The 25,703-nt window shown below is 59.5% G+C and carries 23 protein-coding genes and 1 pseudogene; 15 read left to right on the top strand and 9 right to left on the bottom strand.

The window, feature by feature from the left end; genetic code table 11:
* Positions 1–45: 45 nt before the first annotated feature.
* Complete coding sequence (gene lysM, locus C4J85_RS01400) at positions 46–486, bottom strand: peptidoglycan-binding protein LysM (protein WP_003187704.1); 441 nt, start codon at positions 484–486, stop codon at positions 46–48.
* Between the two features lie 211 nt (positions 487–697).
* Here lysM and fdhD point away from each other — a divergent pair, with 211 nt between their 5' ends.
* The 3 genes from fdhD to C4J85_RS01385 all read left to right on the top strand — a co-directional run bounded on the left by fdhD (position 698) and on the right by C4J85_RS01385 (position 4,587).
* Positions 698–1,537 (top strand): formate dehydrogenase accessory sulfurtransferase FdhD, encoded by an 840-nt coding sequence (gene fdhD, locus C4J85_RS01395; protein ID WP_124406020.1) that lies wholly within the window; start codon positions 698–700, stop codon positions 1,535–1,537.
* A complete protein-coding gene (locus tag C4J85_RS01390; RefSeq protein WP_124406019.1) occupies positions 1,534–3,882 on the top strand; it encodes an FdhF/YdeP family oxidoreductase in 2,349 nt (782 codons plus the stop codon). The genes fdhD and C4J85_RS01390 overlap by 4 nt, the downstream gene beginning before the upstream one ends.
* Before the next feature lie 216 nt (positions 3,883–4,098).
* Positions 4,099–4,587 carry a glycine zipper domain-containing protein gene (locus C4J85_RS01385; RefSeq protein WP_124408826.1) on the top strand — a complete coding sequence of 163 codons (489 nt, stop codon included), beginning with the start codon at positions 4,099–4,101 and terminating at the stop codon, positions 4,585–4,587.
* Between the two features lie 144 nt (positions 4,588–4,731).
* Here C4J85_RS01385 and C4J85_RS01380 read toward each other — a convergent pair whose 3' ends face one another.
* The 3 genes from C4J85_RS01380 to C4J85_RS01370 form a co-directional block, all read right to left on the bottom strand.
* Complete coding sequence (locus C4J85_RS01380) at positions 4,732–5,163, bottom strand: thioesterase family protein (RefSeq protein WP_124408825.1); 432 nt, start codon at positions 5,161–5,163, stop codon at positions 4,732–4,734.
* Positions 5,164–5,186: 23 nt separating this feature from the next.
* Positions 5,187–7,124: an ATP-dependent DNA helicase RecQ gene (locus C4J85_RS01375; protein ID WP_124408824.1), complete on the bottom strand. Its 1,938-nt coding sequence runs from the start codon at positions 7,122–7,124 to the stop codon at positions 5,187–5,189.
* A 209-nt stretch (positions 7,125–7,333) separates the two neighbouring features.
* A complete protein-coding gene (locus tag C4J85_RS01370; RefSeq protein ID WP_124408823.1) occupies positions 7,334–8,509 on the bottom strand; it encodes a tetratricopeptide repeat protein in 1,176 nt (391 codons plus the stop codon).
* A 162-nt stretch (positions 8,510–8,671) separates the two neighbouring features.
* On the opposite strand from C4J85_RS01370, the pseudogene C4J85_RS01365 reads away from it, so the two are divergent.
* The 5 genes and pseudogenes from C4J85_RS01365 to C4J85_RS01345 form a co-directional block, all read left to right on the top strand.
* Positions 8,672–8,824 (top strand): annotated as a pseudogene (locus C4J85_RS01365) (YhfG family protein); the annotation flags it as partial.
* A 274-nt stretch (positions 8,825–9,098) separates the two neighbouring features.
* Positions 9,099–9,398: a hypothetical protein gene (locus tag C4J85_RS01360; RefSeq protein ID WP_124408822.1), complete on the top strand. Its 300-nt coding sequence runs from the start codon at positions 9,099–9,101 to the stop codon at positions 9,396–9,398.
* A gap of 287 nt (positions 9,399–9,685) precedes the next feature.
* A complete protein-coding gene (locus C4J85_RS01355) occupies positions 9,686–10,156 on the top strand; it encodes a hypothetical protein (RefSeq protein ID WP_124408821.1) in 471 nt (156 codons plus the stop codon).
* A gap of 277 nt (positions 10,157–10,433) precedes the next feature.
* A complete protein-coding gene (locus C4J85_RS01350) occupies positions 10,434–10,790 on the top strand; it encodes a DUF1493 family protein (protein ID WP_124408820.1) in 357 nt (118 codons plus the stop codon).
* Positions 10,791–11,124: 334 nt separating this feature from the next.
* Positions 11,125–11,988: a DMT family transporter gene (locus tag C4J85_RS01345; protein ID WP_256657858.1), complete on the top strand. Its 864-nt coding sequence runs from the start codon at positions 11,125–11,127 to the stop codon at positions 11,986–11,988.
* 57 nt (positions 11,989–12,045) lie between these two features.
* On the opposite strand, the gene C4J85_RS01340 is transcribed toward C4J85_RS01345, so the two are convergent.
* The gene (locus C4J85_RS01340; RefSeq protein ID WP_124408819.1) at positions 12,046–13,587 is read right to left on the bottom strand and encodes a phosphoenolpyruvate carboxykinase; all 1,542 of its coding nucleotides are present in this window, start codon (positions 13,585–13,587) and stop codon (positions 12,046–12,048) included.
* Positions 13,588–13,766: 179 nt separating this feature from the next.
* Positions 13,767–14,669 carry an Hsp33 family molecular chaperone HslO gene (gene hslO / locus C4J85_RS01335; protein WP_124369215.1) on the bottom strand — a complete coding sequence of 301 codons (903 nt, stop codon included), beginning with the start codon at positions 14,667–14,669 and terminating at the stop codon, positions 13,767–13,769.
* A 124-nt stretch (positions 14,670–14,793) separates the two neighbouring features.
* On the opposite strand from hslO, the gene C4J85_RS01330 reads away from it, so the two are divergent.
* The gene (locus tag C4J85_RS01330; RefSeq protein ID WP_124408818.1) at positions 14,794–15,597 is read left to right on the top strand and encodes a phosphatase PAP2 family protein; all 804 of its coding nucleotides are present in this window, start codon (positions 14,794–14,796) and stop codon (positions 15,595–15,597) included.
* Between the two features lie 136 nt (positions 15,598–15,733).
* Here C4J85_RS01330 and C4J85_RS01325 read toward each other — a convergent pair whose 3' ends face one another.
* Positions 15,734–16,141 (bottom strand): RNA-binding S4 domain-containing protein, encoded by a 408-nt coding sequence (locus C4J85_RS01325; RefSeq protein ID WP_124365429.1) that lies wholly within the window; start codon positions 16,139–16,141, stop codon positions 15,734–15,736.
* A 116-nt stretch (positions 16,142–16,257) separates the two neighbouring features.
* Here C4J85_RS01325 and C4J85_RS01320 point away from each other — a divergent pair, with 116 nt between their 5' ends.
* The 3 genes from C4J85_RS01320 to rimK are packed head-to-tail and all read left to right on the top strand — an operon-like array spanning position 16,258 to position 18,434.
* Positions 16,258–17,037, top strand: a complete 780-nt coding sequence (locus C4J85_RS01320; protein WP_124365428.1) for an EAL domain-containing protein — start codon at positions 16,258–16,260, stop codon at positions 17,035–17,037.
* Between the two features lie 45 nt (positions 17,038–17,082).
* Positions 17,083–17,532 carry an ATP-dependent zinc protease gene (locus tag C4J85_RS01315; RefSeq protein ID WP_372238202.1) on the top strand — a complete coding sequence of 150 codons (450 nt, stop codon included), beginning with the start codon at positions 17,083–17,085 and terminating at the stop codon, positions 17,530–17,532.
* On the top strand, positions 17,529–18,434 hold the full coding sequence (gene rimK, locus C4J85_RS01310; RefSeq protein WP_057725432.1) for a 30S ribosomal protein S6--L-glutamate ligase: 906 nt from the start codon (positions 17,529–17,531) through the stop codon (positions 18,432–18,434). The genes C4J85_RS01315 and rimK overlap by 4 nt, the downstream gene beginning before the upstream one ends.
* 141 nt (positions 18,435–18,575) lie before the next feature.
* On the opposite strand, the gene C4J85_RS01305 is transcribed toward rimK, so the two are convergent.
* A complete protein-coding gene (locus tag C4J85_RS01305; RefSeq protein ID WP_124408816.1) occupies positions 18,576–19,889 on the bottom strand; it encodes an ATP-binding protein in 1,314 nt (437 codons plus the stop codon).
* A gap of 116 nt (positions 19,890–20,005) precedes the next feature.
* Positions 20,006–20,746, bottom strand: coding sequence for a two-component system response regulator OmpR (gene ompR / locus C4J85_RS01300; protein ID WP_003236035.1), 741 nt, complete (start codon positions 20,744–20,746; stop codon positions 20,006–20,008).
* Between the two features lie 355 nt (positions 20,747–21,101).
* On the opposite strand from ompR, the gene C4J85_RS01295 reads away from it, so the two are divergent.
* The 3 genes from C4J85_RS01295 (at position 21,102) to gshA (ending at position 25,607) form a co-directional block, all read left to right on the top strand.
* Positions 21,102–23,426, top strand: a complete 2,325-nt coding sequence (locus tag C4J85_RS01295; protein ID WP_124408815.1) for a Tex family protein — start codon at positions 21,102–21,104, stop codon at positions 23,424–23,426.
* Positions 23,426–23,809, top strand: coding sequence for a PaaI family thioesterase (locus C4J85_RS01290; protein WP_124365425.1), 384 nt, complete (start codon positions 23,426–23,428; stop codon positions 23,807–23,809). The genes C4J85_RS01295 and C4J85_RS01290 overlap by 1 nt, the downstream gene beginning before the upstream one ends.
* A gap of 214 nt (positions 23,810–24,023) precedes the next feature.
* Positions 24,024–25,607 (top strand): glutamate--cysteine ligase, encoded by a 1,584-nt coding sequence (gshA, locus tag C4J85_RS01285; RefSeq protein WP_124408814.1) that lies wholly within the window; start codon positions 24,024–24,026, stop codon positions 25,605–25,607.
* The last annotated feature ends 96 nt before the right edge of the window (positions 25,608–25,703 follow it).

Here is a 25,703-nt window from a genome sequence, read left to right as displayed (position 1 = left end):
CACTGCCATCGGGGGCAAGCCCCCCCCACAGGGTTGTTGTGCGTATTACTCAGGAATACGCAGGGTCTGGCCTGGGTAGATTTTGTCCGGGTGCGACAACAGCGGCTTGTTGGCCTCGAAAATCTTGTTGTACTGGTTGGCATTACCGTACACAGCCAGGGAAATCGCGCTGAGGGTGTCGCCCTTTTTCACCACGACGAAACGCGCAGCGGTAACCGCAGGACCCGTGACGGTGATCTGATCATCCACGCTCGCCACGCCGGCGATGTTGCCCAGTGCCAGCAGGATCTTCTCTTTCTCTTCCTGGGTGGCCACTTCACCGGTCACGGTGACCTTGTCGCCATCCACCGTGGTTTGCACGTTTGGATTACCCAGGCCCACCTTGCTCACATGCTCCTTCAACTGTTCACTCGCGTTAGCATTACCCGGCGTCAACAGGTCGACGATCTTTTCGCCGGCTTCTTTGATAAAGCTGAAAATACTCATAGTGCGCTCTCCTTGGGTTTAAGTTCCTGATGCCCAAGACTAGACCAGTCCCAAGGTTTTGGGTTCCAGCGCTCCCGAAGACGAGCAGACGACCGCGCAAAACCGAGCCTTGATCGACGCCGTCTATCACTACATCAATACTGGCAATTAGACGCGACCCTTTGTCGCGCCTAGTCTGAACACTGATCAATCCGTCGGTGGTAATTGCCTCATGAACGCCAAGCGCCCAACCTGCGCGGCGCCCGCCCTTGAAATGCCCGCGCCCGCCGCCAGCCAGAGCTATGAGTACAGCAATCTCGAACACACAGACGTCGGCAGTACTGCGCTGGCCGAAGAGGTGGCGTTGGCGATTGCCTATAACGACATCAGCCAGGCCGTCATGCTGGTGACGCCGACCGACCTGGAAGACTTCATTGTCGGCTTCAGCCTTGGCAGCGGCATTATCACCGACGTCAGCGACATCTATGACCTGAAGCTCAGCGGCTCGGGCTCTGCACAGTATGCCCAGGTACAGATTTCCAGCCGGGCGTTCTGGAACCTCAAGCAGCAGCGCCGCCAATTAGCGGGCACCAGCGGCTGCGGGCTGTGCGGCGTCGAAGCCGTGGAGCAGGCTTTGCCCGACCTGCAGGTGCTGCCCGGCGCACCCTTGCCACCCGCCGCATGGCTTGATGGCCTGCGCCAGCGCATCAGCGCCTTCCAGCCCCTGGGCCAACACAGCGGCGCGGTGCACGCGGCCATATTTATGAACAACCAGGGCGAATTGCTGATGGGCCGCGAAGACATCGGCCGGCATAACGCCCTGGATAAATTGATTGGCGCACTGATCCGCCAACAGATTCCGACCGACGGCGGCCTGGCAATTGTCACCAGCCGCTGCAGCCTCGAATTGATCCAGAAAGTCCTGCGCGCGGGCATCCAGACCCTGGTCAGCCTGTCGTCGCCCACCGGCCTTGCCCTGCAATGGGCGCGCCGGCATAACCTCAATCTCATCCACCTGCCGCAGAAAAGCGCGCCGCGGGTTTACAGCCCAGCGATGGAGTACCAGCCATGAGCCTTCACCACCAAGCCGACCAAACCCCAACCCCACGCTACAAGCCCTACAAAGGCCCGGCAGGCGGCTGGGGTGCACTGATCAGCGTGGCGCACGCCTGGCTGACCAGCGACAACGCGCTGAAAAACCTGCGCATGATGCTCAAGACCAACCAGAACGGCGGTTTCGACTGCCCGGGCTGTGCCTGGGGCGACTCCCCGGAAAGTGGCATGGTCAAGTTCTGCGAAAACGGCGCCAAGGCGGTCAATTGGGAAGCCACCAAGCGCCGCGTGGACGCCGCGTTCTTCGCCAAACACAGCGTGACCGCGCTGCTGGAACAAAGCGATTACTGGCTGGAGTACCAAGGGCGTCTCACCGAGCCTATGCGCTACGACGCCGCGACCGACCGCTACCAGCCCATCAGTTGGGACGCCGCATTCGACCTGGTCGGCAAGCACCTCAATGCCCTGCCCAGCCCGGACATGGCCGAGTTCTACACCTCGGGCCGCGCCAGCAACGAAGCCGCCTACCTGTACCAGTTGTTTGTGCGCGCCTACGGCACCAACAATTTCCCCGACTGCTCGAACATGTGCCACGAGGCCAGCGGCGTGGCCCTGGCCCAGAGTGTGGGCGTGGGCAAAGGCACTGTGACCTTTGATGACTTCGAACATGCCGACGCGATTTTCGTCTGGGGCCAGAACCCCGGCACCAACCACCCACGCATGCTCGAGCCGCTGCGCGAAGCGGTGAAGCGCGGCGCTCAGGTGGTGTGTATCAACCCCCTGAAAGAACGTGGCCTGGAACGCTTCCAGCACCCGCAACATCCGCTGGAAATGCTCACCAACGGCGACAAGCCAACCAACACCGCCTACTTCCGCCCTGCGCTGGGCGGCGACATGGCCATCCTGCGCGGCATGGCCAAGTTCCTGCTGCTGTGGGAGCGTCAAGCCTTGGCCGAAGGCAAGGAAGCGGTGTTCGATCACGACTTCCTCAACGAACACACCATCAACGTGCTGGACTATCTGGGCCAGATCGACGACACCTCGTGGGAGGAAATCGTCGAGCAGTCCGGCCTGACGCTGGTGGAGATCGAGCAAGCCGCGCGCATGTATGCCAAAGGCAAGAACGTGATCATGTGCTGGGCGATGGGCATCACCCAACACCGTCACTCGGTGCCGACCATCCAGGAAATCGCCAACCTGATGTTGCTACGCGGCAATATCGGCCGCCCAGGCGCCGGCCTGTGCCCGGTGCGCGGTCACAGCAACGTGCAGGGCGACCGCACCATGGGCATCAACGAACGCCCACCGGTGGCATTCCTCGACTCACTGGAGCGCCGCTTCCAGTTCCAGGTGCCGCGCACCAATGGGCACAACGTGGTCGAAGCCATCCACGCGATGCTTGAAGGCCGCGCCAAGGTGTTTATCGGCCTGGGCGGCAACTTCGCCCAGGCCACGCCGGACAGCACCCGCACGTTCGAAGCATTGCGTAACTGCGACCTGACTGTACAGATCAGCACCAAGCTCAACCGCAGCCATCTGATGCACGGCAAAGACGCGCTGATCCTGCCATGCCTGGGCCGTACCGACATCGATATCCAGGCCGAGGGCCCGCAAGCCGTGACTGTGGAAGACTCGTTCAGCATGGTCCACGACTCCAACGGCCAGTTGCAGCCGCTGTCGAAGCTGATGAAATCGGAGCCCGCGATTGTGGCGGGCATTGCCGCCGCGACCCTGGGCAGCAAACCGGTGGATTGGAATTGGCTGGTGGCTGACTACGGACGCATTCGCGACCTGATCGCCGACACCATCCCAGGCTTCAAGGACTTCAACGAGAAGCTCAAAAACCCGGGCGGTTTCTACTTGGGCAACTCCGCCGGCGCACGCCGCTGGAACACCCCATCGGGCCGCGCCAACTTCCGACCGAACGTCCTGCCCAAAGACCTGATTCACGAACGCACCCACGCCACAGGGCGTGTGCCGGACCTGATCATGCAGTCGATGCGTTCCCACGATCAGTACAACACCACTATCTATGGGCTAGACGACCGTTATCGCGGCGTCAAAGGCCAACGGGATGTGCTGTTCGTCAACGAAGCCGACATCATCCGCCTGGGCTTCAAGCCGGGGCAGAAGGCGGACATCATTTCGCTGTGGGAAGACGGCCGAGAGCGGCGCGTCAAGGGCTTCACCCTACTGGCGTTCGATATTCCGGCCGGGCAGGCCGCTGCTTACTATCCGGAAGTGAACCCTTTGGTGCCGTTGGAAAGCACGGGCGACGGTAGCCATACGCCAACGTCGAAGTTTGTGGCGATTCGTTTGGAAGCGGCGAGCGATAATGGGTTGATCATGGCGCGCTCGGCCTGACGTGTGCTACACATTTTGCAGGCACAAAAAAGGCCGCTTTTTATATAAAAGCGGCCTTTCCCAAGTAGCTAAAGACTCGTAAAAACAACTTAAGTTCCCTATACAAAACAGCAACTTAGCAAATTGTATACAACTGCTGCCGCCGGTCGGATTTCGATTGTCAGCGGCTCGATACAACCTCAGGATCGCGCCGTCATCCCCTTGAGGTTTCCCTGAATGAAGTTCTCCTCGATTCTCTTGTTGTCCCTTGGCCTGGTCAGTGGCGCAGCCATGGCCGGTGGCACCACCGAAGCCGGTGTGGGCGGCGCATTGGGCGGGGTTCTAGGCTCGGTTGTCGGCCAGCAGTTGGGCGGCAACACCGGTTCGACCATCGGCGCAGCGCTGGGTGGCGCGGGCGGCAGTGCGGTCGGCGCCGACAAGCGCAGCCGTGGCGAAGCCGCCATTGGCGGTGCACTGGGCGCCGCCGGTGGCAACGTGGTAGGCCGCAGTGTCGGCGGCAGCACCGGCGCACTGATCGGCTCAGCCGCCGGCGGCGGCGCAGGTGGCGCGCTGGGCAACTACATGGGCAACAAGAGCGATGACGATGACCGTCGTTACCGTGGCCGCGACGACCGTCGCTACTACCGTGATGACCACCCTGGCCGCGGTCATGCCTATGGGCATCGCAAGAACAAACACAAGCGCCATCATCGTTATGATGACTAAGGCCTGACGAACACAGAAAATCCCATGTGGGAGGGGGCTTGCTCCCGATAGCGGTGGATCAGTCACTGTATGTATTGACTGATCCACTGCTATCGGGAGCAAGCCCCCTCCCACATTTGGTTCAGCGGTGTTTGCGGGACCGAGTCAGGCTACCAACCGCTGTAACGCCTCGCGCAACCTCCCCGGAATCGTCACCGGCTGGTTCGTGCCCCGGTCGACAAACACATGCACAAAACGCCCCGCCGCACAGGCTTCCTGCTCGCCTGCCTTGAATACCGCCAACTCGTATTGCACTGAGCTATTGCCCAACTTGCCCACCCGCAGGCCGATATCAATGCGCTCAGGGAAAGCGATCGACGCAAAGTAATCGCACGCCGAACTGACTACAAACCCGACCACTTCCCCGTCATGAATATTCAACTCGCCCTGTTCGATCAGGTAGGTATTCACCGCCGTGTCGAAAAAGCTGTAGTAGGTGACGTTATTCACATGGCCGTACACATCATTGTCGTGCCAGCGCGTAATAATCGGCTGGAAGTGTGCGTAATCGGCACGTTGTGGCACTGAGTCAGGCATGGGCACCTCTCGTTAGAAGGAGTTTACAGGTCATTCAAATGAGCTTCGGCCCACTCACGAACCTCGGCGTAGGGGTAGTCCTCCAGCGCAGCGAACCCGGGAATACCCCGCGCCTTCAACTTGGTGAACAACGGCACGCTGATCCCACCCAGAAAGCGCGTCAACCGTTCCGCACCCGGCAATTGGCCGGTGTGCTCATGATGCCTGTGGATAAAATCACCGCACAGCCCCATAAAGTTTTTATCCACAAGCGGCGGCAGGCGCGGCGGCGGCGGTAGATGGGCGACGTGCCCATGGCACACCGAGCAATGCCCGCAACGCTCAGGTACATTTTCGTCGCCAAAATAGCGCGCCAGGCGTTGCCCAAGGCACTGCTCGGTGGCGAACAGATCAAGCATGGCGTGAATCCGCGCCACTTCTGTCACCTCGTGCTGCTTGAAGCCTGTGTATAACTCGGCGCTTAGTACCTGTGGGTCGAAATCGGTGTTCAGCAAGCTGTAGACCTCGGTCATCTGCTTGCTCTCCAATTCGATCAGGCCCTGTTCCTGGAAGTAATCCAACGCTTTCACCACACGACTGCGCTCGGCGTTGTGCTGCTGGTAGAGCGCCTCGAAATCCACGGTCGCCCAGGTTTTCGCGCGCTTGCACACCTGGATGATCGCCGCGACAAACTGTTGTCGCTCCCCGGAAAATCGGGCCAGCAAGGCCTCGGGTTCGATCAGGTACTTGAAACGGTACTCGGCATAAAACGCGTAGCGCGGTGCGATCACGCCCTTGAGCTCCAACTGCACCAGCAGCGTCTTCAACGGCAGCTCGCGAATATTACTGTGGTCCGATAAAGACCTGAGTAAAAACTCCCATTGGCCCTCGTCTCGCGCGGCCTGCACCTCTTCCAGCACCCGGCGGATACCTTCCTGCTCCGGCGTATCACCGTACACGAAGTTTTCCAGCACATTGAGGCTGTCGCGATTGGCCAGCACCAGGCAGTCCGAAGGCTGGCCATCGCGCCCGGCGCGGCCGATTTCCTGGCTGTAATTTTCGATGGATTTGGGCAGGTCGAAGTGCACTACATTGCGGATATCACTCTTGTCGATGCCCATGCCAAACGCGATGGTGGCGACGATGCAATTGGAGCGCCCTCCCATGAAACGCTGCTGGATGCCCTCGCGTTTGTCGTGGGGCAAACCGGCGTGATACGCCTCGGCCTGGATGCCGTTACGGTTCAGGTGCTCGGCGATCTGCTCGGCGGTTTTTTGCAGGGTGACGTAGACGATGCTCGGCTGATTGGCCCGCTCGCTCATCCATTGCACGAGACGGCGGCGTTTGTCCGCGCCGCTCACTGGTTCTACCAACAAGTTGAGGTTGGACCGGTAAAAGCCCGTGGTAATCACGTCCTGCGGCGCAATGGCGAACTTGGCCTGCATATCGGCAATCACCTTGGGCGTGGCCGTAGCCGTCAGCAGCAGCGCTTGTGGGATCTTGAACTGGCGCTGGTAGTCGGGAAGCTTCAGATAGTCCGGACGGAAGTTGTGGCCCCACTCGGAAATGCAGTGCGCCTCATCCACCACCAGCAGCGAGAGCTGCACACTTTGCAGGAAGTTGCGGAAACGCTCATTTTTTAAGCGCTCCACGGAAATCATCAGGATTTTCAATTCGCCGGAACGTGCGCGAGCCATCACGGCATTGGCGTCCTCGCGGCTTTGCGCCGAGTCGATGCTGCCCGCTGAAATGCCGTGACGCCGCAGAAAACCCAACTGGTCCTGCATCAATGCCAACAGCGGCGACACCACCAGCGTCAGGTGTGGCAGCAATACGGCTGACAGCTGATAACACAGGGACTTGCCCGACCCGGTGGGGAAAATAGCGGCCGCCGAACGACCGGCCAGCACAGCGCTGACCGTCTCTTCCTGGCCCAAACGAAACTGTGGATAACCAAAGACCTGCTGGAGGGTGTCGTGCATAGGCTGTCACTCCATTGACCGTTGAACGTGGCTTAAAAAAGTAGCCCATTAAGTTCAGCGGATCGAGAAAGGTCGCATGGAAAAAAGAGACAGGATGATACACAGGGTGCAGCAATGGCCTTGGGCCAAATACGACTGTAGGAACACCAAAACCACATGTGGGAGGGAGCAAGCCCCCTCCCACATTTCAAAACCGCGCTACAACCGAATCAGCGGTTCTGCACCCGCTCAATCGCCGTGTCGTACACCGGATTGGCCTTCTGCTCCTTGGCCAACTGGTAGTGACGCAGCGCATCCGGGAACTGGCCCGCCGCTTCGTAGATTCGCGCAATGTTGTAGTAGGCACCCGCGCGTACGGTTGCCGCATTGGCCCCCGTCGCCAAGGCGATAGCCTTGCGGTTGGCCCAGATCGACTCGGCGGTGTTACCAGCCTTCTGATACGCCAGGCCGAGGTTGCCATAGGCTTTACCGAAGCCGTTATCCAGATCAATGGCCTGGCGGAACAGGCCAATCGCCTGGTCCAGATTACCCGCCTGGTAGGCAGCTTCACCCTGCACATTCAGACGCTTCGCATCAGTCTGTGCGGAAGAGCTGACGGCTACTGCGGTAACGGCAACGCTGTCGTCCAGCAATGGTTTGACTTCGTTGAGTACATTGGCGGCATTCACGGTCACGCCGCTGAAGGTGTTGATGTCCTGGAAATCGCCACTGCCGGTCATGCGGAACACGGTCCACAGGTTACCGCTGCGGTTTTTCGGCACGTAGTAGGTGCGCACCAGCGATTGGCCCATGTACACGAATACTTTGGCTTCACTGTTGGACAACTGACGCGAGCCTGGATTGCCGCCGTTGCTGTAGTCATGCACAGCGTAAACGTAGCTTTCACCGTAGTGTTTTTTCTGCAGGGTGATCGTCTCCGGGCCGTAGCTGTCGGTGTCATCCACGTCCAGCTCGGCGTCGGTGCCGGTCTTGTTCTCGAAGTAGATATTGTTGCCGGGGAAGATCATATGGGAGTCGAGATCGTCCGGCGTCTGGCCCCAGCTCAGCACCACGCGCAAGCCATCGAGGTTTTCCATCACAGGGCTGATAGCGTAGGTCATGCCCTTGCACGGGCATTTCACCACCAGGTTGGAATAGCCCGGTTTTTTGATGATCAATAGGTTGCTGGCGTCGTCAGCCGCCTCGCTGGTCAGCGTCACCTGCCCTTGAGCGTTGGTGCGGCCCACCACGTTCTGCGCACCGTTGCGTTGCAGCAGCACCTCGGCGTCGGCGATTTTCTGGTCCTTGACCACCGCACTCAGCACCTCGATCGGCAACTGCTCGGCCTGAACGGAAAAAGCCACCGCACACAATGACATCGCCGAAGCGACACGAAGCAAACCCATGCTAATTCCCTTTAAGTAGTGGGCGGAATTGCCCTACAAGATTTTGCGGTGAAACATACGCTGAATTCAGCACGCTGGCGGATTTTTTATAAAGAATGTGACGTGGTTATAGCGAACACTGACCGCACGATGAAACCGGCCTCAGTCTTGGAGAACTGCGCCGTGGAAGAGATGACGTTCAAGCAGAAACAGGCTTACTACAAGAAGATACAACGCTCCAACTATCTTGCCAGCTTGCGTCTGGCAGGCTTCGACACCCAACCGTCCGATGTCGATAATGCTCTGCCGACGAGAGCCGCGGTCCTTGCCTGGTATCTGCCTCGCGAACTCGACGCCTCAGCACTGCACGGCTTGAACCTCAGGTGTTGGTGACGCAGAGCGTCACGGGATGCATTCCCACGCAGGAGCGTGGGAATGATCTGAGGCCATGAACAGTTAAACCATTCGTTTATTGCCCGAGAACACACTCACTTCTAAGGTTCGTTCCGTCGCTGCCAAATCAGCGACCGGGTTTGGTCATCCGAAAAACAGCAGGGACAAACGTGCCAACTCGTTTGGTGTATTTCTTTGAATCTGTATTGGAACTGAAATGACAAAGCCCAACCTCCCAACCAATCGTTATCGCATTCTGCGCACTAACTTCACCGATACCTACCCCCTCGTCATCGACACCGAAACCAAAGCCGAAGACATCCAGTCCGCCGCCCACCAGCGCATCCGCGCAGCCACGGACCTACTGGAAACCTTCTCCTGTCTGACCTTAGAACACGCCGACCTCAAAGACATCTCCCACATCACCAACGCCTTGTACCTGCTCGTCCAGGACGGCTGTGATTTGCTGGAAGCGGCGCAACATGTACAGCTGCAACCCGAACAACCGCAAATCTAAGCAACACGCTTTGAGCGAGCTTGCTCGCGAAAATCGTCAACGATGACGCGGTAAAGCAGAAGAAACGCGGCGTCCTTGAGTTTTTCGCGAGCAGCTCGCTCCTACAATTGACCCGCTTTGCCTGTTAAATCACCGCCAAGCCAAAAATCCCGGAAACGGTTGTAGGAAACCTCCAAATACCGCGACATCCCTTTCCCAAACTGCTCCAAACACCCGCTCGACCCTCTGCAGAAGTTACCCGTAGCTGAATGAAAATAGCGCGGTCTCAACTTTCTCGGCAGAAACCTGTGAACATCGAAAGGACTCAACACATCGGCCACTATGGCGTCATCTTCACAGTGATTCGCTTCATTGTTGTGCCTGACAATCGGCATGCTTTGGCCAATCTATGCCTGCTTGAAACAAAAACGGCAGCGCGACAAGTGCGCGATCAGATACGTAGGCTGTACGAAAAAATGCTGGCCAGAGACTTGCCATGCGAAATGACGGTCGCGATTTCCCATCCTTTGAGACGGAATCAGGCCGATCGGTTAAACGACCAAAACGTGCTCATCAAACAAATAATCTCCGGAGCGGTTAAAGCACCGGGAATTGCCATTTCAACCGTAACCGCGGGCTTCGTTGGAGATACTATTTCCGGCAAGCTTCGTAGATATCACGCTGGAGACATCATCATCGGTCTGGATGCCAGTGTGAGAGGAGGCATAGGACCTCAGCGGTCAACACTCTCAATGCATGTCTACTCGGACGAGTCTTAGTGACATGGCGCTTTACCTTCAATCCGCTTCCTTTCTCATTATCTATTTGGTGCTGCACTACCACATCACAGACCCAATGCTCAGAAAGCACTTCGCAGTCACATTTCTTACAGCAGGTCTTATTTTGACGTTCCTACTACCCTATGTAGCGGTGATCCTCAGAATGCCCCTCCTACCTGTCTTTGTATTCTTGATAGGCTTGGCACTCTTCATCACGCGAAACAAATACCGCCTAAAACGCAACAGCCCCCCTCACCCACTTCTACATGCGCCCACCATGAACCTCGCCCCGAACTTCCCCAAAGACCCCGTCATGCAGCAACTCCTGCAACTGCTGCACGAAGAAATCGGCCTGCCGAAACACACGACCATCCGCCTGCAAACTTCACTCAATTTCGACCTGGGCTGTGACGGCAGCGAGGCCAAGCAACTGATGGAAGCACTGGAGCAGGAATTTGCGCTCGACCTGGGCGACTACGACACTTATCGTTACTTCAACCCACCGGTCTTCGACGTGTTCCTCAAGCGCCGGGCCAAGGGGCATGGCGACAAAGTCCCGCTGACCATTGGTATGCTCTACCTGGCGATCAAGACCCACAGCTGGGACACGCAAACACTGGAAAACCTGAGCTGAACTGAGAGCGCTGAGGTTCAAATGTGGGAGGGGGCTTGCACCCGATAGCAGTGTGTCAGCCAGCAAATTTTTGACTGTTACACCGCAATCGGGAGCAAGCCCTAATGCCAGTCAGTTAAGAAGTAGAAAGGGTAAAAAGTAACCTGTGGCGAGGGAGCTTGCTCCCGCTGGACTGCGCAGCAGTCCCATTTTTGGGGCCGCTTCGCGGCCCAGCGGGAGCAAGCTCCCTCGCCACAGGTACAGTGTTCGTCCTTAACTGACTGGCATTAGGGCAAGCCCCCTCCCACATTAGCTTTGCGCAAATCTGCCGAGCGATACATAACAAGGACCTTACATGGACGTAACGATGGGCCTGCTGGCCGCCCTGCTCTGGGGCGGCACGGACTTTCTGGTGGGCCTCAACGCCCGGGCCGTTGGTGTTAAACGCGCGGTGTATTTCGGCCAAGCCCTCGGTTTTTTGATCATGACCCTGCTGCTGGTCAGTTTTCCTGCCTTCTTTTTCAAATCCCTCAATGCGCCGTTGAGCGTCTGGCTCCTGGGTATTGCGGCCGCGCTGCTCACCGTGTCCGGCGCCCTCGCACTGTCCAAGGCCTTCGCCCTGGGCAAAGCCGCCATCGTTGCGCCACTCGTGACCTCATACGGCGTAGTCACCACCTTGCTGTCCTGGGCCAGCGGCGAGCAGATCAGCCTGATCCAACTCGGCTGTATCGGCCTGTGCGTCATCGGCGTGATCCTTTCCAGCCTCCATAAGGACAACGGCGTACCCCACAACAATCCGCGCCTGTCCATCGCCTACGCCATGCTCGCCGCGCTGTTGTACGGCACCAGTTTCTGGCTGCAAGGCCGCTATACGCTGCCGGCGCTGGGCCCCATCACTATGCTGTGGCTGGGTTACCTGGTTGGAGGGTGCGTAATGGTGATGATGGTGCTGAAGATCAAGGACGGCTTGAAAATCCCGCCGCTGAAAAACTGCGCGACATTGACCGGAGCGAGCGTGATGAACCTCGGTGGTTTCTCGGCGTTTTCGTGGGGGGCGATGGCAGGGTCGGTTTCGGTGGTGACGGTGATCAGTACGCTGTCAGGTGGGATTGCAGCGATCCTGGGGTTTGTGTTTTTCAAGGAGCGGCTGACGGCGGTGCAGGTGCTGGGGGTTGTGCTGGTGCTGGTCGGAGCAGTGGTTTTGCACATTGCCGACTGATCTTTCGCGCACAAAAAAGCCGCCTACAGAAGGCGGCTTTTTCACTGCAGCTAAATCTTACAACTTAGGCCCTGCAGCCTTGATCGCATCGCTCACTTCAAACTTCTTGAAGTTCTCGATGAACAACCCGGCCAACGCCTTCGCAGCTTCATCGTAGGCAGCCTTGTCAGCCCAGGTGTTACGTGGGTTCAGCAGGCCAGTCTCAACGCCCGGCACGGCCAATGGCACGTCGAGGTTGATGGTGTCGAGGTGTTCGGTTTCGGCACCGATCAACGCGCCGCTCTGGATCGCTGCGATCACGCCGCGCGTGGTCGGGATGTTGAAGCGTTTGCCGACGCCGTAGCCGCCGCCGGTCCAGCCGGTGTTGACCAGGTAGACCTTGGAGCCGAAGCCGCGGATGCGCTTGATCAGCAGCTCAGCGTATTCACCGGCAGGGCGCGGGAAGAACGGTGCGCCGAAGCAGGTGGAGAAAGTCGACTTGATGCCGCTGCCCGAACCCATTTCGGTCGAGCCCACCAGTGCGGTGTAGCCGGACAGGAAGTGGTAGGCCGCTTGTTCTTCACTGAGGATCGACACGGGCGGCAGAACGCCGGTGAGGTCGCAGGTCAGGAAGATCACCGCGTTAGGCTCACCGCCCAGGTTCTTCTCGGAACGCTTGGCAACGTGTTCCAGTGGGTAGGCGGCGCGGCTGTTCTGGGTCAGGCTGACATTGGCGTAGTCGGCATGCCCGGCTTCGTCGATAACGACGTTTTCCAGCACGGCGCCGTGCTTGATGGCCTTCCAGATAACCGGCTCGTTCTTCTCGGACAGGTCGATGCACTTGGCATAGCAACCGCCTTCGATGTTGAACACCACGCCTTCGCCCCAACCGTGCTCGTCGTCACCGATCAGGTAACGGCTTTCGTCGGCGGACAGGGTGGTCTTGCCGGTGCCGGACAGGCCGAAGAACAGGGTCACATCGCCTGCTTCACCGATGTTGGCGGCGCAGTGCATCGGCAGCACGTCGGCGGCCGGCAACAGGAAGTTCTGCACCGAGAACATGGCTTTCTTCATTTCACCGGCGTAACGCATGCCGGCGATCAGCACTTTTTTCTGGGCGAAGTTAAGGATCACGCAACCGTCGGAGTTGGTGCCGTCACGCTCTGGCACGCACTCGAAGTTGGCCACGTTAAGCACTTGCCACTCTTCACGCCCGGCCGGGTTGTACTGGGCCGGATTGATGAACAGGCAGCGACCGAACAGGTTCTGCCAGGCCGTCTGGGTGGTCATTTTAACGGCCAGGTAGTGGTCTTCGGCAGCCCCTACGTGAACGTGGGAAACGAAATGCTCTTGCGCATTGTTGAAGGCCTCGACGCGAGCCCAGAGGGCATCGAACTTGTCGGCCGGGAACTTGCGGTTGATCGGGCCCCAGGCGATTGCGGCCTGGGTGGTCGGCTCTTCAACGATGAAACGATCGACCGGCGAACGGCCGGTGCGGTGACCGGTTTCTACGACCAGCGCGCCAGTATCGGCAAGCACGCCTTCACCGCGCTGCAGGGCTTCTTTGACCAGATCGTCAACACTCAGATCGGTGTATACGGCGTTATTGGCTTGCGTCATGAGGTTCCCCGTCGGCCTATGGCCGAGTGCTCCAAACGTTTTGTAGTAGAAAGTTGCGCACTACTACCGCGAAAAAAGTGGGCCGGATTATGCCAGAAAAGCCCAAAAAGAGTAGGGTCCTCCCGTCAGAACGCCTCTAATCCGGCATTTGACAGGTGATTTACCTCTGCTTAAACGTTTTAGTGGCGAGTGTCGGAAGGGGTGTCGATGCCTGCGCCGGCGAATAATTGGGCGACATCGGCAGCATCGAACAGATAACGCTCGTTACAGAACTGGCAGTCGATCTCGATATGGCCGCCGTGCTCCACCACCAGATTCTGCGCATCTTCCAGGCCCAGGCTGACCAGGGCGTTGGCCGAGCGCTCGCGGGAGCAGCTGCAATTGAAGCGCAGGGACTGTTCGTCGAACAGGCGCACGGCTTCTTCGTGGTACAGGCGGTGCAAGATGGTTTCGTTGTCCAGGGCCAGCAACTCCTCAGCGGTCAGTGTGCCCGCCAGGGCGGTCAGCTTGCGCCAGCTATCCGTGCGCTCATCCTCATCCTTGATGCGGTCAGCCGGCAATTGCTGCAACAACAGGCCGCGAGCGCGCTTGCCGTCGGCGTTGAGCCAGAACTTGGTGCCGACTTGCTGGGACATTACGAAATAGTTGGTAAAGCAGTCCGCCAAGGTCTCGCCGTCGAGGTCAACGATGCCCTGGTAGCGCTGGCCCTCGGTGGGGTCAACGGTGATCGCCAGCACGCCATCGGCCATCAGCTCGGAAAAGGTGGCATCCGGTGTAATCCGGTCGACGTCATAACGGGCCAGGCCACGAATCTCGCGCTCGCTGGAACACTCGATCATCAGCATCGGGATCGGACCTTCGGAACGCGCCTGCAAGATCAGCAAGCCATCGAATTTCATCGTGCCCACCAGCAGCGAAGCCGCTGCCATCAACTCACCGAGCAACTGCGCGACCGGCTCCGGATACGCGTGTTTGGCAAGGACTTCGGCATAGCTGAGCTCCAACGAAACCAATTCGCCGCGGGCGTCGTTCTCGTCAAAGATAAAGCGTTGGGTGAAGTCGGTATCCGGTAGATCAGTCATAGGTCTGGGTATCTGAAGTGATGACAAAATGATTACAACGTTTATAAAATTAAACGCTTTAGCACCATATTGGTGCGGATTCTCCTGAAAACAAGGAGCTTAATAGGACGATGAGGGACAGTTTATGAACAATCCGGGTTTGTTCCAAGCGAACTGGAACCTCCGGCGATGGGCTCTTTGCAATCTACTCGCTATCGGGCTGCTGTGTTTTTGGCTGTGGCCCACGGGGCAGATGCTGTGTGTGATTTTCGACGAGTGGCTGTTTCATCTGCTCAATGGTCCGCTGGCGAGCAATTCTACTTGGCTGCACGTGTGGGCCGTGGCGAGCCTGCGACCGTTTGATGCGGTCGTCGGGGTAATTCTGTTGGCGCTGCTGATACGCGGCGACTGGGTGTTCAAGGCCGTGCAGGTTCGCCAGGCGTTCTTTGGCTTCCTCAGCATTCTTTTGTTGTTGCTGTTTATCCGCATGCTGTTTTCCAAACTCGCGGCGCAGATGGGTTGGCAGCACAGCAGCCCGTCGATGGTGATCGGCGGCGCAGTGCAGATGAGTGATTTTTTCCCTGGGCTGGAGAAAACCTGGGAACTGAAAGACCGTTCGAGCCAGAGCTTTCCCGGCGATCATGCTTCGGTGTTGTTGATCTGGGCGATGTTCATGACCCTGTTCGCCCAGCGCATCGGCCAGGTGCTGGTGATCTGGGGCCTGGCGCTGCTGTTCATGATGCCGCGACTGGTAGCAGGCGCGCACTGGGGCCAGGACGATTACATCGGCGGGGTTTTGCTGGCGCTGTTGGCATTGGGTTGGGGTTACTACACGCCGTTTGCAGCGAAGGTGTCGGGGTCCCTGTTGCGGGTAACAGCGCCGGTTTTCGGGTTGCTTGGCAAATTGCCGGTGATCGGGCGATTGAGTGTGATGCGCGCAAACCCTTAACACCACCGGCCAAATGTGGGAGGGGGCTTGCTCCCGATAGCAGTGGATCAGTCAGCTTATCGGTAACTGACCTACCGCAATCGGGAGCAAGCCCCCTCCCACATTTTGATCTCCTTTGGGTTGGAGATTCGTGTAATCAATCATCATTGCCACTGCCGCGAAACTTGAACAAGTCACGGCGTTGCTTTTTGCTCGGCTTGCCATCGGTGGTCAAACCCGAAGCTCCCGCCTTGCGCATGGCCGCAGCGTTCTCGCGCTTGGTAATGCTGGCTTCGGTCTCCGCATACAGTGTCTGCGCTTCTGGCGCGCCCCGGCGCACGACAGAAAGCGCCTGAACCACGACGGTCTTTTCATCAAACCCTGTACGAATCTGAAACTCGTCGCCGACACGCGGCTCCTTCCCCGGCTTGCAGCGCTCGCCGCGGTGGTGCACCTTGCCGCTCTCGATAGCGGCCTTGGCCAGGGCACGGGTTTTGTAGAAACGCGCGGCCCACAGCCACTTGTCCAGGCGGACCTTTTCTTCCTCTTCCTGTTTTTGAGCCACTTGAATTCCTCGCTCTGAAAAATGTCGCAACCTTACCGTTGAAACGCTTCGACGCATAAACCCTGAGGCTCACCTAAGATACGCCAGGTAGCACTCTGTTTTCGCGAGGACACGCTGTGACCGACTTTCCCGTTTCACTCACCTCGCCCAACCAGCGGTGCGTGGGTTGCCAGCAAAGCGAGCCTCTGGGGTTCGATTTTGCTTTCGCCTACCAGCCTATCGTAGACCTGCGTGATCATTCGATATTCGCCAATGAAGCCTTGGTGCGCGGCATCCAGGGTGAAGGCGCGTCGTCGGTGCTGGCCCACGTCAACGCAACCAATCGCTACCGCTTCGACCAGCGCTGCCGCACCCAGGCAATTGCCGGCGCTGCCGCCCTGGGCATGCAGACTCACCTTTCCATCAATTTCATGCCCAATGCCGTTTACCGTCCGGAACTGTGTATCCGCAGCACCCTGGAGGCCGCCCGCGCGCACAATTTTCCGCTGGACCGCCTGATTTTCGAGACACTGGAAAGCGAGCATGTAGATAACAATCGCCATTTGACGAATATTCTGCGTGAATACCGCGAATTCGGCTTCAAGACCGCCATCGATGATTTCGGCGCGGGCTATTCGGGGCTGAATCTGCTGGCCGATTTCCAGCCGGACCTGATCAAACTCGACATGGCGCTGATTCGCGATGTCGACCAAGACCGCGTCCGTCAGGTGATCGTCCGGGGGATTGTCACAATCTGTGAGCAGTTGGGGGTTACTGTCATCGCCGAAGGCATCGAAAGTGCCGGCGAGCGGGACTTCCTCTCCGACTGTGGAATATTTCTAATGCAGGGCTACTGGTTCGCCAAGCCCGCATTCAATGCCCTGGCCAAGGTTTCGCCTGACGCCTGGGCACATTGACCGGTACCCATATTGAAGACATTTGACCATTTGACCGTTGTGGGTCTGCGAGAGTGGGTGGCGCTTCCCGACCTGGGAGTGGCTGGCCTGCGCGCCAAGATCGACACCGGTGCCAGTACCTCGAGCCTGCACGCCACTGAAATCGAGCCGTTCGAACGTGATGGCGAGAAATGGGTGCGTTTTACCGCCCACTTGGGCAGCGTGGTGCAACTGCGTCACCGCCGCTGCGAAGCGCCCCTGGTAACGATGAAAACCATCAAGAGTTCCAATGGCCATGCGCAGGTGCGCTACGTGATCAGCACCACCCTGGCGTTGGGCGATCGGGTGTGGCGGGTGGAATTCACCCTGGCTTGCCGCAAAGCCATGCGTTATCGCCTGTTGCTGGGCTCCAAGGCGCTGATTGACGGCCAGTTGGTGGTCAGCCCGGGCGTCAAGTACGTTCAAGACAAGCCGGTGTTCCCGGTCTCTACTATTTCAGCCCCAGGTGCTGCATGAAGATTGCTGTGCTGTCGCGAAACCCGCGTCTGTATTCTACCCGCCGCCTGGTCGAGGCCGGCACTGAACGTGGCCATGAAATGGTGGTGATCGACACGTTGCGCGCCTATATGAACATTGCCAGCCACAAGCCGCAGATCCACTACCGGGGCAAGCCGCTGGAAGGCTTTGACGCGGTGATCCCGCGCATCGGCGCCTCGGTGACGTTCTATGGCTGCGCGGTGCTGCGCCAGTTTGAAATGATGGGGGTCTTCCCGCTGAATGAATCCGTGGCCATCGCGCGCTCGCGGGACAAGTTGCGCTCGCTGCAGCTGCTGTCGCGCCGGGGGATCGGTCTGCCGGTCACCGGCTTTGCCCACTCCCCGGATGACATCCCCGACCTGATCGAAATGGTCAATGGCGCGCCGCTGGTGATCAAGGTGCTGGAGGGCACCCAGGGCATCGGCGTGGTGCTGTGCGAAACCGCAACGGCGGCGGAATCGGTGATCGAGGCGTTCATGGGCCTCAAGCAGAACATCATGGTGCAGGAGTACATCAAGGAAGCGGGCGGTGCGGATATCCGCTGCTTCGTGGTGGGCGACAAGGTGATTGCCGCCATGAAACGCCAGGCCAAGCCGGGTGAGTTCCGCTCCAACCTGCACCGTGGCGGCAGCGCGAGCCTGATCAAGATCACCCCGGAGGAGCGCATGACCGCGCTGCGTGCGGCCAAGGTCATGGGGTTGGCCGTGGCAGGTGTGGATATCCTGCGCTCCAACCATGGCCCGTTGGTCATGGAGGTGAACTCATCGCCGGGCCTGGAAGGGATCGAGACCACCACGGGCAAAAATGTGGCGGGGATCATCATTGAGCATCTGGAAAAAAATGGCGGGCCGAACATGACCCGAACCAAGGGAAAGGGCTGAAAAGCTCTGCCCCTGACACAACATCAGTTCAGATGTGGGAGGGGGCTTGCTCCCGATAGCGGTGGGTCAGTCACATCTGCATTGACTGACATTCTGCTATCGGGACCAAGCCCCCCTCCCACACTTGATTCATGTTGTCTGTTAGACCGCATCCCTGGGCAGCATCAATCCAAGCGGCAGGCGCACCCGTGCCTCCAATCCGCCCTCTTCGCGGTTGCGCAATTCGACATTGCCGCCATGCATCGACGCAATCCGCCTCACAATCGCCAAGCCCAAGCCGGTACCTTTACCGCCCCGGGCGCGGTCGCCACGGGTGAACGGGTTGAAAATGGCCTCCAGTTCCGCCGGGTCAATACCGGTACCGCGGTCCATCACGCTCAGCACGACATAGGGCGCAGCGCTGTCGCCAGACACGTACGCCGCCACTTCCACATCCGAACCAGCATGATGCAAGGCATTGCCGATCAGGTTGTTCAGCAGGCGCTTCATCGACACCCTGCGCAACGCAAACGGCTGGATCGGTTCCAGGCGCAAGCGCACCTGCTCACCGCTCTGGTTGTAGGGCGCGACTACTTCACGTACCAGGTCGGTCAGGTCAACCTCCTCCACTACCTCGTCGCGCCCGTCACGGATAAACGCCAGGAACTGGTCCAGGATTGCGTCCATGTCCTCGATGTCGCGCACCATGTCATCGGTGAGGTCGGTATGGTTGCCCATCAACTCCAGGGACAAGCGCAATCGCGTCAACGGCGTGCGCAGGTCATGGGACACGCCCGCCAGCATCAGCTCGCGCTCGCGCCCGGCCTGCTCGACATCCTCCGCCATTTGGTTGAACGCGCCGTACACCTCGGTCATCTCACTGGGCGTATCGCTGACCGGCAGGCGCACACTGCGCCCCTGGCCCAATTGGCGGGCCGCGAACACCAGGCGCTTGAGCGGTTGATTGAGCTGGCGCACGAAAATCCACGCGGACGCGGTTGAAAGCAAGCCAATGGCGAGGAACCAGCCCAATACGTTCCAGATTTTCTGCCCGCGCAACGGGTGCGGATACAGCGGCACCTTGATCCAGGCATCTCCCAGGCTGGGCGCCCTTACCCACAGCGCCGGCGAAACGTGCATGCGCAGCCGCACCTCGGTGTCCTCGCCCAGTTCCGCCTGCATCTGGCGCTGGTAGATCTCACTGTAGGGCCAATGCTGTTCGCCTTCAGGCACGCCGGCCCCATCAACCCGAATCAGGGTTGAGGCCTTGGCTACCTTTTCACGGTTCTCAGGGTCTACGGCCCAGTAGGCGCGCAACGTCAAGGCGACGCCATGGCTGTACTGCCGATCCACCAGCACGTCCTCGTTCATCAAGAGATAAACCAGTGTGAGTGCCTTCGAAAACAGAACGACGATCAGCACCAGCCAAAGGGTGCGGGAGAAGAAACTTTGCGGGAACCACAGCGGGGTTTTCATAGGAGACAGCTAGACACCTTGCAGGAACGAGCGGCGCTCGCAGAATTGCAGACGCCGGACACCCCGTCGATCCTCATAGAATCAAACGCCGGATGCCCGCCCCTGCAAATCATCGGTCACTTGGTTGCGGTGCCATCCGGCACAAACACATAACCCACACCCCACACCGTCTGGATATACCGCGGCTTGGAAGGGTCCGGCTCGATCATCCGGCGCAGTCGGGAGATCTGCACGTCGATGGAGCGCTCCAGGGCGTCCCATTCTCGGCCACGGGCCAGGTTCATCAGCTTGTCGCGGGTCAGCGGCTGGCGAGCGTTCATCACCAGAGCCTTGAGCACCGCGAATTCGCCGGTAGTGAGCATGTGCACTTCGTCGCCACGCTTGAGCTCGCGGGTCGCCAGGGACAACTCGTAGTCGCCAAAGGTCACGCTTTCGTCTTCGCTGCCCGGCGCGCCCGGTACCGACGGGGCCTGGCGACGCAATACGGCCTTGACCCGGGCCATCAGCTCGTCCGGGTTGAACGGCTTGGCCAGGTAGTCATCAGCGCCCAGTTCAAGGCCCTTGATGCGGCTCAGCTCATCACCCTTGGCAGTGAGCATGATGATCGGGATCTGGTTGTTCGCACCGCGCAGACGCTTGCAGGCGGTCAGGCCGTCTTCGCCGGGCAGCATCAGGTCGAGCACGACCAGATTGAACACTTCACGCCCCAACAGGCGGTCCATCTGCTCGGTGTTCGGCACCGCGCGCGCCCGGTAGCCTTTGGAGTTGAAAAAACGCTCCAGCAGGCTGCTCAGCCCCGGATCGTCGTCAACGATGAGAATTTTTTCGCCTTCAGCAGTTTGTGCAGTGCTGCTCATTAGATGCTCCTCTTATCTCGGCGCGCATTATGGCCTAGCTGCCGTTATACGCACCGTGTGCATTGTTAGCAGATTTTTCCTCTACTGCCAGCCAAGCCGCGCTCTACGACCACTGGCGCAGTAGCCCCCAAGGGCAGAACGCTGGTTATAATGCGGCGCCTTCGTGCAGGGCAACGTCAGATCGTTACCGTTTACTGCCAGGCTTTTTTTACCCGCTTGTCGTGTTTTTTCGATTTCGAGGGTCAATAGACTGCCTCTTGACCCAGGCAGCGGCGCCAGTCGGGCCGCTCAACCAGCCTCGCAAAGCCTTGTGTTTCGGGCCTGCGAGCTGCTTTTCAGAATTTCAGGTGGTTTTATGGACAGCATCAACAGCCGCATCGCCGAGGAACTCGGTGTACGCCCACAACAGGTCGAAGCGGCCGTCGCGCTACTGGATGAAGGCTCCACGGTGCCTTTCATCGCCCGTTACCGAAAAGAAGTGACCGGCAGCCTTGACGACATCCAGCTGCGGCACCTGGAAGAACGCCTGCGTTACCTGCGAGAACTCGACGAGCGGCGTATCAGCATCCTTGCCAGCATCGAGGAACAGGGCAAGTTGACCCCGCAATTGGAACGCGACATCAAGCTCGCCGACACCAAGACCCGCCTCGAAGACCTTTACCTGCCGTATAAACAGAAACGTCGCACAAAGGGCCAGATCGCCCTGGAAGCGGGCCTGGGCGACCTGGCCGACGGCCTGTTCAATGACCCGTCGCTGACCCCGGAAGCCGAAGCCGCGCGCTTTGTCGACGCGCAAAAAGGCGTCGCCGATATCAAGGCTGCCTTGGAAGGCGCCAAGTACATCCTGATGGAGCGCTTCGCGGAAAACGCCAGCCTGCTGGAAAAACTGCGTACCTACCTGAAACAGGAAGCCATCCTCAGCGCCCGCGTCATCGCCGGCAAAGAGGAAGAAGGCGCCAAGTTCCGCGATTACTTCGAACACGACGAGCCCCTCAAGAGCATGCCGTCCCACCGCGCCCTGGCGATTTTCCGTGGCCGTAACGAGGGCATTCTCAGCTCCGCGCTGAAAGTCGGCGACGAACTGCCGGGCACCATGCACCCGTGCGAGGGCATGATCGGTCAACAATTCGGCATTCAGAATCAGAATCGTCCTGCGGACAAGTGGCTCAGTGAGGTCGTGCGCTGGACCTGGAAGGTCAAGCTCTATACCCACCTGGAAACCGACCTGCTCGGCGAGCTGCGCGACGGCGCCGAAACCGAGGCGATCAACGTATTCGCCCACAACCTGCATGACCTGCTGCTGGCCGCTCCGGCGGGCCCACGCGCCACCCTGGGCCTGGACCCGGGCCTGCGCACCGGCTGCAAGGTCGCGGTGGTCGACGCCACCGGCAAGCTGCTGGACCACGCCACCGTCTACCCGCACGTGCCGCACAACAAGTGGGACCAGACCCTCGCCATCCTGGCCGCCCTGTGCGCCAAGCATGCCGTGGACCTGATCGCCATCGGCAACGGCACCGCCAGCCGCGAAACCGATAAGTTGGCCGCTGAGCTGATCAAAAAATACCCAGCCATGAAGATGACCAAGGTCATGGTCTCTGAGGCAGGCGCTTCGGTGTACTCGGCCTCGGAACTGGCGTCCAAGGAATTCCCGGACCTCGATGTGTCGATCCGCGGCGCCGTGTCGATTGCCCGTCGCCTGCAGGACCCACTGGCCGAGCTGGTGAAGATCAACCCTAAATCCATCGGTGTCGGCCAATACCAGCACGACGTGTCGCAGCTCAAGCTGGCGCGTGGCCTGGATGCGGTGGTGGAAGACTGCGTGAACGCCGTGGGTGTGGACGTGAACACCGCTTCCGTGGCGCTGCTCGCACGTATTTCTGGCCTCAACGCTACCCTGGCGCAGAATATCGTGACTCACCGCGACGAGAATGGCGCCTTCAAAACCCGCGCCGCGCTGAAAAAGGTCGCGCGTCTGGGCGAGAAAACCTTCGAGCAAGCCGCCGGTTTCCTACGCGTAATGAACGGCGATAACCCGCTGGATGCCTCTGCGGTTCACCCGGAAGCCTATCCGCTGGTGCAACGAATCGCCGCCGAAACCGACCGCGACATTCGCTCGCTGATCGGCGACGCGGCGTTCCTCAAGCGTCTGGACCCGAAGAAGTACACCGACGAAACCTTCGGCGTGCCGACCATCACCGACATCCTGCAAGAGCTGGAAAAACCCGGCCGCGACCCGCGCCCCGAATTCAAGACCGCTGAGTTCCAGGACGGTGTCGAAGACCTCAAGGACCTGCAACTGGGCATGATCCTCGAAGGCGTGGTGACCAACGTGACCAACTTCGGCGCATTCGTGGATATCGGTGTGCATCAGGACGGTTTGGTGCATATCTCTGCGCTTTCGGAGAAATTCATCAAGGACCCGCGCGAAGCGGTTAAGGCCGGTGACGTGGTCAAGGTCAAGGTGATGGAAGTCGACATCCCACGTAAACGCGTTGGCCTGTCGATGCGCATGAGCGACACCCCCGGCGAGAAAATCGACGGCGCCCGTGGCGCTCGTCCTGGCTCGGCCCCGCGCTCGTCGCAGAACACCGCGCCGCGCAAGGAAACCGCGACAGCCGCTCCGAGCAACAACGCCATGGCTTCGCTGTTCGCCAACGCCAAACAGTTGAAGAAGCGCTGATGGAGATTCCGGCCGGTTTGACCCAGAGCGCGTTCAGCGAACTGATCGGCTGCCGCCTGCAGCGCCTGGATGAGGGCGTTGCCGAAGTGGCCCTGAGCCTGGCGCCGCATTTGCGCAATCGCGGCGGCAAGCTGCATGGCGGCGCGATTTTCAGCCTGGTGGACATCACCATGGGCCTGGCCTGCTCCAGCGCCCATGGGTTCGACCAGCAGAGCGCGACCATCGAGTGCAAAATCAACTATATCCGCGCCGTGGAAGACGGTGACGTACTGTGCACCAGCCGGGTGATCCACGCCGGCAGGCGCACATTAGTGGTCGAAGCCGACGTGTACCAAGGCGACAGACTTGTCGCAAAAGCACAGGGCACGTTCGCTGTCCTATAGCTCCCCGCCCATGATTTGAGTTAATTTCGGCGCTGTGACAACAGCGTCGGAATTTTCTCGCTGCGCTGTAGCCCAATTCATGGAGTGAAGTCGGCATATTCAGAGCGGGTCAAATCGACTCAGAACCAGGCGATCACGCCAGTTTCAACTTCACCCTTGTAGACCGTCTTGCCCACCCCCATATTGGGGCGACTGACGCGTGAAGGAATCCAACTTGAGCGAACTTCTCAACCGCCGCCTGGCTCTGCTCGGCAAGCGCGAACACCTCTCCCTGCTAGAGCACTGCCTGCATGGCATCGAGCGTGAATGCCTGCGCGTCACCAGCGAGGGCCGCCTGGCCCAGACACCGCATCCGGAAGCCCTGGGCGCCGCGTTGACTCACGAACAGATCACGACCGATTACTCGGAATCGCTGCTGGAGTTCATCACTCCCGCGCTGCCCAACCCGGCCGATACCCTGAGCAGCCTGGACAAGATCCACCGCTTTGCCTACACCAAGCTGGGCAGCGAGTACCTGTGGAGCCCCTCGATGCCGTGCCCGTTGCCGGCCGAGGAAGATATTCCGATTGCCTACTACGGCACCTCCAATATCGGACAGCTCAAGTACGTTTATCGCAAGGGCCTTGCCCTGCGCTACGGCAAGACCATGCAGTGCATTGCCGGTATCCACTACAACTTTTCGTTGCCGGAACAGCTGTGGCCGCTGCTCAAGGAAGCCGAAGGGTTTGTCGGCACCGACCGCGACTATCAGTCCACCGCCTATATCGCGCTGATCCGTAACTTCCGGCGCTACAGCTGGCTGTTGATGTACCTGTTCGGTGCCTCGCCGGCCCTGGACGCCGGCTTCCTGCGCGGTCGCTCGCACCAGCTTGAAGTGCTCGACGCCGACACCCTGTACCTGCCGTACGCCACCAGCCTGCGCATGAGCGACCTGGGTTACCAGAGCAACGCCCAGGCTGGCCTGACGCCGTGCTACAACGACCTGGCCAGCTACACCGACAGCCTGCGCGAAGCGGTGGCAACGCCCTACGCGCCCTATGTCGAAGTCGGCACGCACAAGGATGGTGAGTGGGTGCAGCTCAACACCAACATCCTGCAGATCGAAAACGAGTACTACTCCAACATCCGCCCCAAGCGCGTGACCTATACCGGCGAACGGCCGATCCAGGCCCTGATGGCACGAGGCATCCAGTACATCGAAGTGCGCTGCCTGGACATCAACCCGTTCCTGCCGATGGGTATCGACCTTCCAGAGTCGCGCTTTCTCGATGCGTTCCTGCTCTATTGCGCGCTGAATGACAGCCCGCTGTTCGCCAATAATGAATGTGGGAATGCCACCTCCAACTTCCTCAGCGTGGTCAAGGAAGGTCGCCGTCCGGGCCTGCAATTGCAGCGTGAGGGCCAAGCGGTGGATATGAAAGAGTGGGCCACCGAGCTGCTGGAACACATCGCCCCCCTGGCCGCCCTGCTCGATGCAAGCCACGGTATCACCGAGCACAGCCAGGCGCTGGACGCGCAGTTGGCGAAGGTCAATGACCCGTCACTGACGCCGTCGGCTCAGGTGCTGGCAGCGATGGCCGAGCGCAAGGAAAGCTTTGCGCAGTTCTCCCTGCATCAGAGCGAGGTGCATGCTGAGTATTTCCGCAAGGAGCCGCTTCCCGCTGAGGAACAAGCGCGCTTCGAGGCACTGGCGCGTACGTCCCTGGCCCAGCAGGCGGAGCTTGAGCAAAACGAGGTGGGCGATTTCGATGTGTTTGTGGGGTCGTACCAGGCGAGTATTCTGGCGATCAGTAACTAAGACCGAACGCGGTCCATTGTGGGAGGGGGCTTGCTCCCGATAGCAGAGTGTCAGTCGCTCCATCAGTGACTGATCCACCGCTATCGGGGGCAAGCC

Origin of the sequence: Pseudomonas sp. R4-34-07 (assembly GCF_003852375.1) — a bacterium.
Lineage (GTDB): Bacteria > Pseudomonadota > Gammaproteobacteria > Pseudomonadales > Pseudomonadaceae > Aquipseudomonas.
Note: the sequence above shows the minus strand (reverse complement) of the source record. Positions and strands in the feature narration are given on the sequence as shown.

What these genes read in the sequence shown, in the direction of transcription:
- C4J85_RS01380 (WP_124408825.1), bottom strand. Translation starts at nt 5,163, where the DNA reads ATGCCTGACTCAGTGCCACAACGTGCCGATTACGCACACTTCCAGCCG.
- C4J85_RS01340 (WP_124408819.1), bottom strand. Translation starts at nt 13,587, where the DNA reads ATGACGCAAGCCAATAACGCCGTATACACCGATCTGAGTGTTGACGAT.
- hslO (WP_124369215.1), bottom strand. Translation starts at nt 14,669, where the DNA reads ATGACTGATCTACCGGATACCGACTTCACCCAACGCTTTATCTTTGAC.
- C4J85_RS01385 (WP_124408826.1), top strand. Translation starts at nt 4,099, where the DNA reads ATGAAGTTCTCCTCGATTCTCTTGTTGTCCCTTGGCCTGGTCAGTGGC.
- C4J85_RS01330 (WP_124408818.1), top strand. Translation starts at nt 14,794, where the DNA reads ATGAACAATCCGGGTTTGTTCCAAGCGAACTGGAACCTCCGGCGATGG.
- fdhD (WP_124406020.1), top strand. Translation starts at nt 698, where the DNA reads ATGAACGCCAAGCGCCCAACCTGCGCGGCGCCCGCCCTTGAAATGCCC.
- C4J85_RS01295 (WP_124408815.1), top strand. Translation starts at nt 21,102, where the DNA reads ATGGACAGCATCAACAGCCGCATCGCCGAGGAACTCGGTGTACGCCCA.
- C4J85_RS01375 (WP_124408824.1), bottom strand. Translation starts at nt 7,124, where the DNA reads ATGCACGACACCCTCCAGCAGGTCTTTGGTTATCCACAGTTTCGTTTG.
- C4J85_RS01360 (WP_124408822.1), top strand. Translation starts at nt 9,099, where the DNA reads ATGACAAAGCCCAACCTCCCAACCAATCGTTATCGCATTCTGCGCACT.
- rimK (WP_057725432.1), top strand. Translation starts at nt 17,529, where the DNA reads ATGAAGATTGCTGTGCTGTCGCGAAACCCGCGTCTGTATTCTACCCGC.
- ompR (WP_003236035.1), bottom strand. Translation starts at nt 20,746, where the DNA reads ATGAGCAGCACTGCACAAACTGCTGAAGGCGAAAAAATTCTCATCGTT.
- lysM (WP_003187704.1), bottom strand. Translation starts at nt 486, where the DNA reads ATGAGTATTTTCAGCTTTATCAAAGAAGCCGGCGAAAAGATCGTCGAC.
- C4J85_RS01350 (WP_124408820.1), top strand. Translation starts at nt 10,434, where the DNA reads ATGAACCTCGCCCCGAACTTCCCCAAAGACCCCGTCATGCAGCAACTC.
- C4J85_RS01370 (WP_124408823.1), bottom strand. Translation starts at nt 8,509, where the DNA reads ATGGGTTTGCTTCGTGTCGCTTCGGCGATGTCATTGTGTGCGGTGGCT.
- C4J85_RS01345 (WP_256657858.1), top strand. Translation starts at nt 11,125, where the DNA reads ATGGACGTAACGATGGGCCTGCTGGCCGCCCTGCTCTGGGGCGGCACG.
- C4J85_RS01290 (WP_124365425.1), top strand. Translation starts at nt 23,426, where the DNA reads ATGGAGATTCCGGCCGGTTTGACCCAGAGCGCGTTCAGCGAACTGATC.
- C4J85_RS01390 (WP_124406019.1), top strand. Translation starts at nt 1,534, where the DNA reads ATGAGCCTTCACCACCAAGCCGACCAAACCCCAACCCCACGCTACAAG.
- C4J85_RS01305 (WP_124408816.1), bottom strand. Translation starts at nt 19,889, where the DNA reads ATGAAAACCCCGCTGTGGTTCCCGCAAAGTTTCTTCTCCCGCACCCTT.